The following is a 10,214-nucleotide window of genomic DNA, read 5'->3' as shown; positions in this document are numbered from 1 at the left end:
GCCTGATTCACCGCGGGCCTTCGGCGCGCTCGCCAAAGCGGCGCATTTCGAAGGACTTCTGCCCGAGCCGCAGTCAGCCGAACGCGCGCTGCCAGCGCGTCAGCTGACGCGCGAAACCATTATAGGCAAGATGCGCGATGCGGCCGTCGGCACAATCGAATTCGATCATCCCCCACCGCCTTGCCGGCGGTTCGCCAGTCGCCGGGCCGAGCCTGCGGATGGGGTACGCCAGCCGGGCCAGCTTCCCGTTTATCGGCACATGGAGCGCAACGCCACGCCCGACCACGCGCCAGATCCTGGCAATATGGGCGCTCGACCATTGACTGCCGACCACCACCGGCTTGCGGCCGAGTTGCGCCCAGGTGAAGTTCCCTTCCGGCTGCCGCACGCCTTCGAGCCTGCCGGCGCAGTGATCGGGCGCGGCCTCCGCCACCAGCAATTTCATCCCGCTGGCCAGTGCCCGCGACAGCGTCGCCGTCGAGTGCCAATCGCCAGGAGAGAATGCGATCTGCGCCAGGATGTCGCCCTCGTCGAAGCCCGACGTCATCTTGTGCAGGCTCACCCCGCCATGCGCCTCATACTGCTCGTCGACGACGAGCCGCGCGATCGGATGCGGGCCCTTGTAGTTGGGCAGCAGCGCCGGATGCAGGTTCAGTCCGCCTTTCGCGAACAGCTTCAGCAAGGTCTCGGGAATAAGCGTGAGAAACCCGAACGTGATGAGGACATCGGCGTGGAAGCCGGCAAGGCGCTGGCCAAGCGCGGCCCAGTCGTACGGGCGGCTGAATTCGATCAGCGGCACCTCGGTGGGGATAAGATGCCGCTTCAGCACGAGCTTGCGTTTGCGCCGCCGCCGCCAGGTGCTGAAGCTCGACTGTTTGCCGGGCCGCGGACCAGGCACGACAAGCGCGGCGATGTGATGGCCTTTCTCCAGCCAGCCGGCGAGCATCGGGGCCGTGATCGGCGTTATTTCGATGATGAAGACGGCCGAGATGGGTCTGTCCGGGGCTGCTGTGTGATCAGCCACGATACGGCCTCGGCCTCGCTAGCCGCTGGATCCAGCGGAACGCGTCGCGGCGCAGCCGCGAGCGCATCTTGTCCCTTGAATTGACGCCGAGCAGCGTCTCGCGGGTAATCAGTCGCCTGGCGAGCCGGATGCCGAGGTCGGGCTTGACCCGGTTGGCAAGGTCGAGGGCGCGCGCCTCGTCGAAAAGCCTGCCGGTCACGTCGAGCACGGTCGCCAGTTCGAGCTCGATGCCGGTCATGCGCGCGGCATCCAGCAGCCGCGCTTCGGCCGCCGCCGACTGCAACGCCCGCACGCCTTGCAGCACGTCGACACAGAGCTGCAGCCGGTGGAACTTGTGTCCACCGGCCGCATGCACGATGGCGATGGTCAGCAGCGCCGCCGGCGTGTCGGTTCCGTCGCCGTCGATGGCCTGCAAGTCGCGAAAACCCAGCGACAGCCGCCGCCGCATGCCGGAATCATGAACCAGATTGCCGTGCAGCTCGATCAGCAGGCTGGAATTCTCCTTCTCCAGCCATTTGAACTCCTGCAGGTCGTGCGAATGGGCTTCGCCGCTGCAGAGCTCGAAGCCGGAGGCGGCGATCACCCGGTTGGCCTCGTTGATGCTGGCTGGCTCGACCAGGATGTCGATGTCGGTGAAGGGCCGGTCCGAGACATGTTTGTAGAGCTTGCGCGCGAACACCGGCCCCTTGACGATCCGAGCCGGAATGGCCTTCGCCGCAAGCGCCTTCATGATGCGCTCGCCATGATATTGCAGCAGCATGGACTGGCCGGTGACCAGCGTCGATGCCTCGCCCAGTTCGGCCAATCTCGCTTGCAGGTCAGCATCCTGGGGCAGATGCGCATCGCCTGTTTCCCGCAGTTTGCGCAGCATGATCGGCAGCACGCCGTGGAACTCGGCATTGTCGAGCAGCGCCAACAGGCTTCTTGCCGTGGAAGCTACGGCCAGCTCTGCCTCGGGGTCAGCATAGGTGAGCAGCAGTTTCTCGTCGGCGGGCGCAAGTGGTGGCAGCATCAACCCGGTCGGTGTTTGCGCATTGGAAAACAATGTTGCGACAAGGTTGCAGAAAAGCGCCTGGGAAGCCAGCGCAGCAACAGCTTCGACTGGGATTTGATCTGGCGAGGGCAGAAACCCAGCGTTAAAGTCCCCAGCGTAGCGCCGCCGTGTGCACCGGCGCGTCCCACAATGCCGTCATCTCGTCGTCGAGCAGGGTCAGCGTGATCGAGCAGCCGGCCATGTCGAGCGATGTCACGTAGGAGCCGACCAGCGAGCGGGTCACCGTCACGCCGCTCTTCCCGAAGATTTTGCGGGCGCTGTTGTACATCAGATAGAGCTCCATCGACGGCGTGCCGCCGAAGCCGTTGACGAAGAGCAGCGCCGGCCCTTTTGCCCGCTCGCCGAGGTCGCCGGCGATGGCTGTGCAAACCTCCTCGGCGATGGCATCGGCGCTCTTCAGCGCGTCGCGCCGCCTTCCGGGCTCGCCATGGATGCCGACACCGAACTCCATCTCGCCGTCACCCATTTCGAAGGTGGGCCTGCCCGCCGCCGGCACCGTGCAACTGGTCAGCGCCACGCCCATCGAGCGCGTCGCGCCGTTGACGCGTTCGCCGAGCGCCTTGAGCTCGTTCAGCGCCATGCCTTGCTCGGCCGCCGCGCCGACCATCTTCTCCACCACCAGCGTGCCGGCGACGCCGCGCCGGCCGGTGGTGTAGGACGAGTTCTCGACCGCGACGTCGTCATTGGTCACCACCTGCATGACGCCCTCCGACATTTCTGCAGCCATGTCGAAATTCATCACGTCGCCTTCGTAGTTCTTGACGATGAACAGGCAGCCGGCGCCGGTGTCGACGGCCTGCACGGCGGCAATCATCTGGTCGGGTGTCGGCGAGGTGAACACCTGGCCGGGGCAGGCGGCGTCCAGCATGCCGTGACCGACCAGCCCGCCATGCAGCGGCTCGTGGCCGGAGCCGCCGCCCGAGATCAGCGCCACCTTGCCGGGCTTCAGCACCTTGCGGCGGACGAATTTGTGGTCATCGCCCAGCATAAGGATATCCGAATGGGCGGCGACGAAGCCGTCAAGGCTCTCGGTCAGCACCGTGTCTACTGCGTTGATGAATTTCTTCATGGCTGTCCTCCCGGAACAGTCTCGAATTTGTACGCAATTCCGAACGGAAAACCGCGGCACACTTTTCCTGGAATTGCTCAGTTTAGCCGCTGCCCTTGCCGGCGATGCTGGTGATCTTCTGGATGAATTCGTTGATCGCCCGGTCGAGTGCCGCATTCTGCTTGTCGTCGCCGAAATCCGGCACGATGAGCGAGACATGGCGTGTCTTGCGCGGCCCGGAAGCCGCCGACATCTTGCCGGGATGCGCCTGATGATAGGCGGCGAGGAACTGGTCGCGCTCGGCCGGGCTGAAATGACACACGGAAAAGATAGCCGGCAAATGTTTTGAGGGGATCGGGATCGAATAGGCCGGGCTGGAGATCTGTGTGACGAAGCTGCGATGCTTGCCGAGCGCATCGGCGAGCCGCTGTCGCATACCGGACGGCCGCTGGTCGATAACCAGCGACAGGATCGTCTTGTAGGCGCGGATCGCCTCTTCGGAGTTCGCTTCGGGTAGCTTCTCCATCTTCGCCACGCCGCCTAGACCGGGACTTCAGCGATGGCCGCCTTGGCCATGGCGAGTTGTGCTGGGGCGACCGAAAGGTCGCGCAGGCCTGCCTCGATCAGTGCCGGAATGGCGGCCGGATCGCCGCCCGCATCGCCGCACAGGCTCACCGGAATCCCCTTCTCCCGTCCGAAGCGCACCACCGCTTCTAACAACCTAAGAACCGCCGGATGCCGAACCGAGTTGAGGTAGGTGACGGCGGCATTGTCTCGGGCCGCCGCCATCACATATTGCGTCAGGTCGTTGGAGCCGATCGAGAAGAAGGCGACGTTTACGAAAGCTTCCGGCGCAATCGCCACAGAAGGCACCTCGACCATGATGCCGAGCGGCGGCATCGTGTGCGCGACGCCGCGCGCGGCAAGGCTCGCCTGCTCCTCGGTGAACAGCGCGGCGGCCTGGCTGTATTCCTCGGGCGTGGCGATCATCGGAAACATGACCTTTAGATTGCCGTGGATGGCGGCGCGCAGCAATGCCCTGATCTGCACCCGGAAAATGTCGCGCCGCTTGAGCGACAGCCGGATGCCGCGCAGGCCGAGAAAGGGGTTGGTCTCCTCGACGGTGAAGCCGGCAACCGGCTTGTCGCCGCCGGCGTCGACGGTGCGGATGGTCACCGGCTTGTCGCCTGCCCATTCCAGCACCTTGCAGTAGGCATGATACTGCGTCTCCTCGTCCGGCAGCGCCTTGCCGAACAGGAACTCCGTCCGCATCAGCCCGACGCCGTCGCAGGTCGAGATGTCGATGCCATCGACGTCGGAAGGGTTGGCGATGTTGACCTGCACGCGCACGGCGGTTCCCGCCTTGGTCACCGCCGGCCGGGTCAGGAAAGACTGCGCCGCGCCCAGGCGCGCGGCGAAGGAGGACGATGATTGCCGGAAGGCGTAGATCTCGGCCGGTGAGGGCGAGAGCATCATCCCGCCGTGCTCGGCATCGAGCAACGCCATGCCTGCGAGGCTGGCCGGGAAGGTGCCGAGCCCGACCACCATTGGCACGCCGCGCGCACGCGCCAGCATGGCGACATGGCTGGCGGTGCTGCCGGCCCTGAGCGCGATGCCGCCACCGGCGCTCCAGTCGATTTCGAGGAAGCGCGTCGGCGCGATGTCCTCTCCATGGAAGATGGCGCCGAGGGGTGCCGTGGGTTCCCCGTCCTCGCTCAGCGCACGCAGGACCTGGTCGCGTATGTCGCGCAGATCAGCGGCGCGTGCGCGGAAATAGTCCTGGTCTGACGCGTCGTAGCCGGCGATTTCGGCGTCGAGCGCCGCCCGCCATGCGACATCGGCGGCCTGGCCGGAGCCGATCGAGGCGAAGGCCGGCGCGCTCAGCGCATGGTCCTGCAGCATGGCGATATGGAATTCCAGGATGCCGGCGGCATCGCCGTCGGCGGTTTCGATCATTGCGCTGAGCCGGCTTACCGCCTTGCCGATCGCGGTCTCCAGCGCCGCAATCTCCTCCGCCGCGCTCGACTTGCTTGTGTAGGCGGCAGGCGGCCGGTCGAGATCGAACAGCGGCCCTTCGGCATAGCCCGTGGAGGCTGGAACACCCTCAATCCGCATGGCCCGCGTTCCCGGCGGTTCCGGCCACATGCGAGTCCGTCTCAAGCGGACCGGGCATGGTCCGCTTCCTCGTCGAAATCACGCTGCACGAGATCGACCAGCGCTTCGACAGCTTCGCTCGCGCCGTCGCCCTTGGCGCGGATGTACAGCAGCGTTCCCTTAGGCGCCTTGGCCGCCATGACCTTGACGATGCTCTTGGCGTCGAACCAGGGACCGTTGGCGGCCAAGGCCACTTCCACCTCGGCCGCGAACGACTTGGCGAGCTTGGTGAACTTCACCGAAGGGCGCGCGTGCAGACCCACATCGTGGGTGATCAGGACCATGGCTTCGGCGGATGCGGACATGCGGTCGGGTTCCCGTTCATTCACGACGGCGAAAGTTCATGCGCCGTCGCCACCACTTCCTTGAGCGAGGCGCCGCCGGAGGCTTCCGTCGCCGCCATGACCGCGCCCTCGACGATCGGCGCGTTGCACACAACAATCCTGTGCGAGCGCGGTTCGCCGATCATTTCGACCGCCATCTCGCTGTTGGTCTCGGCGCCGCCGAGATCGACGAGGATGGCGACGCCCGCCTCCGACCAGGCCTTGTCGATGGCGCCCATGATCGCCTCGACACTGGTGCCGAGCCCGCCATGGCCGTTTCCGCCGCACCATGCAAGCGGCACTTCGTCGCCGACCATCTGGCGCACCATGTCTGCGGTGCCTTCGGCGACCAGCGGCGAATGCGAGACGATGACGATACCAACGTTGCTCATCAGCGGTCCTCGACGGTTTCAGCGACTGCGCGTACCAGAAGCGCGGTCGAGCGTGCCCCAGCGTCCATATGCCCGATCGAGCGATCGCCCAGGAAGGAGGCGCGCCCGCGCAGGGCCTTCATCGGCACAGTCGCGTCAGCCGCGTGATCGGCGGCATCGGCGATTTCCGTGCCTGTCTTGCCTTGCGCCAGCGCCTCATACACCGGCTGCAGCACGTCCAGCATGGTCTTTTGTCCAGGTTGCGATTTGCCCCGCGCCGCGACCGCCTCGATCGCCCTGCCAAGCGCTGCCGTCAGCGCGGCGCGGTCAGGCGTGCCCGGCAGTTCCTTGCCGAGCGCCATGAACAGCGTGCCGAACAACGGGCCAGAGGCCCCGCCCACGGTCATCACCAGCTTGGTGCCGATCGCCTTCAAAGCGTCCGGCAAGGGCTTCGCGGCGATCGCCTCGGCGTCGGCCCGCACCGCCTCGAAGCCGCGCTTCATGTTCAGCCCGTGGTCGCCGTCGCCGATCGCCTGGTCGAGCCCGGTCAGTTCCTCGGCATGCGCCGCGATCGTGTTCGCCGCCGCCACGATCAAGTTGGAGAAATCGGATGCGGCCATTCTCTGTCCTTCATGCCGGGGCGAACATGGCCGCCACGGCCACAAACACTTCCGCCACCGCGAATGCGCCTGGATCGGCGACGCCGTCAAGCTGGCGGCCGATATAGGCGGAGCGCCCGGCCTTCGCTTTCTGCATCGCGGCGGTGACCTCCGCTCCGTGCCGCGCGGCCGTCGCGGCAGCTTCCAGCCCGCCTGTATCGAGCGCCTTGAGCGCCGGCTCCAGCGCGTCGACCAGGGTGCGGTCACCGACCTTTGCGCCGCCGTAGAAGGTCATCCGGTCGAGGCCGGCGAGCAGCGCCTTGGGCAGAGTCGCGCCAAAACCCAAAGTCTGCGCCGCGGCGGTGAAGAAGATCGACAAAAGTACACCGCTCGAACCGCCCATCGCGGTCCCCAGCGTATCGCCGATTGCCGCCAGCGTTGCAGCCCGGTCGGCAAGCGGCAGCGTGTCGAGACGCTCGAGCACGCTGCGCGCGCCGGTCGCCACCGTCGACCCGGTATCGCCGTCGCCGGCCTTGGCGTCTAGCCCGTTCAAGGGCTCCTCCAGCGAGATCAGCTTCTCGCAAACGACGGTGATCAACCGCTCGGCGGCGGTGTCGCGGCTCGCCGCCTTCGCGGTGGCGTGAACCGCCGGCTTGGCCGCCGCCACGACGACCGGCTGGCGAACCGGCTTCGTCGGCAGCCAGGCGTGCGGACCGACCGGCGCCAGCAGCGCCGCCTCGCGTTCGGCATCCAGCCTGATCAGCGACAGCGAGAAGCCGTTCATGTTGAGCGCGGTCATCAGATGGCCGGGACCCACCGTCAGCGTCACCGCCTTCGCCAGCGGCGAGGCGAGCACCGCATTGGCGATCAGCGACATTTCGAGCGGCGGCACCGATCCGAGATTGTTGATCAGGAGCGCGTAGCTGCTGCCGGCATCGAGCCGCGCGGCGAGGCGCTCGGCCATGATGGCGACGAGTGAGCCGGCGCTCTGCAAGGCGATACGCTCGACGCCCGGCTCGCCATGGATGCCGAGGCCGAGCTCGCCGTCTTCGGCGCCGAAGCGGTCTTCATGCGCCTGACCGGGGATCGAGCAGGAAGAGAGCGAGATGCCGAGCGAAAAAATGTCCTTTGCCGCCGCCCGCGCTGCCGCTGCTACTGACACCAGGTCACGGCCGGTTTCGGCAAGATGCCCCGCGATCTTGTGGACGAACAGCGTGCCGGCGACGCCGCGCGGCTGCGCGATGTCGGGAAGCGCGATGTCGTCGCCGACGATCACCATCTCGACCGCAAAGCCTTCGACGCGCGCCTTCTCGGCGGCGAGGCCGAAATTGAGGCGATCGCCGGTATAGTTCTTGACGATCAGCAGGCAGCCGGCCGGCCCGGTCGTGGCGCGGATCGCCGCCAGCACTGCCTCGACGCTGGGCGAGGCGAAGATCTCGCCGGAGACAGCCGCCGTCAGCATGCCGGCGCCGACGAAGCCGGCGTGCGAGGGTTCATGTCCGGCGCCGCCGCCGGAAACGACGGCAACCTTCGTCTTGTCCCAGTCGGCGCGCAGCACGACCTTGATCTCGGGATAGCCGTCGAGCCGCGCCAGCGTGCCCGAGCCGGCGGTCGCAAGAAAGCCGTCCAGCGCTTCGGTGACGATCGAGTCCTTGCGGTTGAAAAAGTGCTTCATGGATTCGTCCAGTCCGTATCTGCGGTCGTCAATCGGTGTGTGATGGGTGCGCGGTCCGCCTACATCAGTCTTTGCCCGTCCGAGCCGAAATAAAGCGGCGAGCGGTAGCGGATCGTCACCCTGTCCCCCTTTTCGAGCGCCGTGTCGGGGTCGGTCAGTGTCACCAGCTTCCTTGTCCCCACCGTCACATGCAGATGGTTCTGGTCGCCGAGATGCTCGACCCAGTCGACGACGCCGTCGGCATGGCCGTTCGCGGCCTTCTCGATCGACAGGTGTTCGGTGCGCGCGCCGATCGTCCTGGTACCGGTTGGCGCGCCGCCATCCGGCAGCAGCCCTGCAGGCAGAAGGTTGATCGCCGGCTGCCCCAGGCGGGCCGCGACATGAAGGTTTGCCGGCTCGGAATAGATGGCGCGCGGCGTGCCGATCTGCACCAGCACGCCTTCGGCCAGGATGCCGATGCGGTCGGCCATGGTCATTGCCTCGATCTGGTCGTGCGTGACATAGAGCATGGTGGCGCCGAGTTCGGACTGGATGCGCTTCAGCTCGAGCCTGAGATCCGCGCGCAGCTTGGCATCGAGCGAAGACAGCGGCTCGTCCATCAAATAGATGGACGGCTTGCGCACCAGCGCCCGGCCGATGGCGACGCGCTGCATCTCGCCGCCGGAGAGCTTGGTCGAGCGGCTGTCGAGCTTGTGGTGGATACGCACCAGCCTGGCCACCTCCTCGACGCGGCGTCGCACCGCGTCCTCGCTGAGCTTGCGGGCCGGCGAGCGCAGCGGGAAGGCGAGGTTGTCGAAGACTGAGAGGTGCGGATAGAGCGAATATTGCTGGAAGACGAAGGCCGTGTCGCGCTCGGCCGGCGACAGCACCGTGGCGTCGCGGCCGGCGATGTGGATCGTGCCGCTATCCGGCCGCTCCAGCCCGGCGATCAGCCTGAGCGTCGTCGTCTTGCCGGCGCCGGTCGGGCCGAGCAGCACGACGAACTCGCCGTCCTTGATCTGCAGGTCGAGATTGTCGACGGCGACGGTCTCGCCAAAACTCTTGCTCACGCCCTTGATGTGCACGTCAGCCATGGCGCGCCTCCGCTGCCTTGTCATACATGGCGGTCTTCACCGCGCGGCCGGTGCCCTTCTCGAACAGCGACAGCCGAGCGCTGCTGAGCGACAGGCCGACCGGCTCGCCCGGATTGAGCCGGATCTCGGCCGGCACCCGCGCCTTGATGATGCCGTCCGCCGTCTCCACCGCCACGATTTGCGTGGTGCCGAGATATTCGGTGCCGTAGATGGCGCCGCGCAATTTCGAGGCGTCGTCGAAGCGGATGTGCTCGGGACGGATGCCCAGCGCCATGTCGGCCGGTGCGATGTCCTCGCGCACCTCCGGCACGGCGACCTTGGCGCCCTGCACGAGAATCTCCTTCGCGCCCCTGGCCAGTCCGCCGCCGAACTTGAGGAAATTCATCGGCGGCGAGCCGATGAACTCGGCGACGTACATCGTCGCCGGGCGGTCGTAGATCTCGCGCGGGGTTCCGAACTGCTCGATGATGCCGTGGTTCATCACGGCGATCTTGTCGGCCATCGACATCGCTTCCATCTGGTCGTGCGTGACGTAGACGGTGGTGGCGTGGATGCGGCTGTGCAGCTCGCGCAGTTCATGCACCATCAGATCGCGGAACTCGGTATCGAGGGTGCCGAGCGGCTCGTCCATCAGGAAGCATTTCGGCCGCCGCACGATGGCGCGGCCGAGCGCGACGCGCTGGCGGTCGCCGCCGGCAAGGCCGGAGACCGATTTGTTAAGCAAATGATCGATGCGGAGCAGCTTCGCCGTCTCCTCCACCCGCTGGCGGATCTCGGCCGACGGCATGCCTTGCGCCAAGAGCGGGAAGCCGATGTTCTTACGCACGTTCATGTGCGGGTAGAGTGCGAAGAGCTGGAAGACGAAGGCGATGTCGCGCTCCCGCGCCCGGCGC

At 66.5% G+C, this 10,214-nt stretch carries 11 protein-coding genes; all 11 read right to left on the bottom strand.

Going from position 1 to position 10,214, the window contains the following annotated elements:
• Positions 1 to 73: 73 nt before the first annotated feature.
• Complete coding sequence (locus tag EN745_RS21460; RefSeq protein WP_127422204.1) at positions 74 to 1,024, bottom strand: formyltransferase family protein; 951 nt, start codon at positions 1,022 to 1,024, stop codon at positions 74 to 76.
• Positions 1,017 to 2,036: a nucleotidyltransferase family protein gene (locus EN745_RS21455; RefSeq protein WP_127422203.1), complete on the bottom strand. Its 1,020-nt coding sequence runs from the start codon at positions 2,034 to 2,036 to the stop codon at positions 1,017 to 1,019. The genes EN745_RS21460 and EN745_RS21455 overlap by 8 nt, the downstream gene beginning before the upstream one ends.
• A 124-nt stretch (positions 2,037 to 2,160) precedes the next feature.
• Positions 2,161 to 3,147: a dihydroxyacetone kinase subunit DhaK gene (gene dhaK, locus EN745_RS21450; RefSeq protein WP_126056837.1), complete on the bottom strand. Its 987-nt coding sequence runs from the start codon at positions 3,145 to 3,147 to the stop codon at positions 2,161 to 2,163.
• Between the two features lie 82 nt (positions 3,148 to 3,229).
• Entirely contained in the window at positions 3,230 to 3,652 is a 423-nt protein-coding gene (locus EN745_RS21445; RefSeq protein WP_126056836.1) for a hypothetical protein, read from the bottom strand.
• 14 nt (positions 3,653 to 3,666) lie between these two features.
• Complete coding sequence (ptsP, locus tag EN745_RS21440) at positions 3,667 to 5,241, bottom strand: phosphoenolpyruvate--protein phosphotransferase (protein ID WP_127422202.1); 1,575 nt, start codon at positions 5,239 to 5,241, stop codon at positions 3,667 to 3,669.
• Positions 5,242 to 5,282: 41 nt separating this feature from the next.
• Positions 5,283 to 5,585 (bottom strand): HPr family phosphocarrier protein, encoded by a 303-nt coding sequence (locus EN745_RS21435; protein WP_127422201.1) that lies wholly within the window; start codon positions 5,583 to 5,585, stop codon positions 5,283 to 5,285.
• A 20-nt stretch (positions 5,586 to 5,605) separates the two neighbouring features.
• Positions 5,606 to 5,995 carry a dihydroxyacetone kinase phosphoryl donor subunit DhaM gene (gene dhaM, locus EN745_RS21430; protein ID WP_126056833.1) on the bottom strand — a complete coding sequence of 130 codons (390 nt, stop codon included), beginning with the start codon at positions 5,993 to 5,995 and terminating at the stop codon, positions 5,606 to 5,608.
• Positions 5,995 to 6,594 (bottom strand): dihydroxyacetone kinase subunit DhaL, encoded by a 600-nt coding sequence (gene dhaL, locus EN745_RS21425; protein ID WP_127422200.1) that lies wholly within the window; start codon positions 6,592 to 6,594, stop codon positions 5,995 to 5,997. The genes dhaM and dhaL overlap by 1 nt, the downstream gene beginning before the upstream one ends.
• 10 nt (positions 6,595 to 6,604) lie before the next feature.
• A complete protein-coding gene (locus EN745_RS21420) occupies positions 6,605 to 8,248 on the bottom strand; it encodes a dihydroxyacetone kinase subunit DhaK (RefSeq protein WP_127422199.1) in 1,644 nt (547 codons plus the stop codon).
• Between the two features lie 59 nt (positions 8,249 to 8,307).
• Complete coding sequence (locus EN745_RS21415) at positions 8,308 to 9,321, bottom strand: ABC transporter ATP-binding protein (RefSeq protein WP_127407535.1); 1,014 nt, start codon at positions 9,319 to 9,321, stop codon at positions 8,308 to 8,310.
• Positions 9,314 to 10,214: ABC transporter ATP-binding protein (locus EN745_RS21410; protein WP_145992084.1), on the bottom strand; the 901-nt coding region annotated here is incomplete at its 5' end. The genes EN745_RS21415 and EN745_RS21410, both read right to left, overlap by 8 nt.

The sequence above is a fragment of the Mesorhizobium sp. M4A.F.Ca.ET.022.05.2.1 genome (assembly GCF_003998845.1).
Taxonomy (GTDB): Bacteria; Pseudomonadota; Alphaproteobacteria; order Rhizobiales; family Rhizobiaceae; genus Mesorhizobium.
The sequence above is the reverse complement of the archived record's forward strand: the minus strand, read 5'-3'. Positions and strand labels throughout refer to the sequence as shown.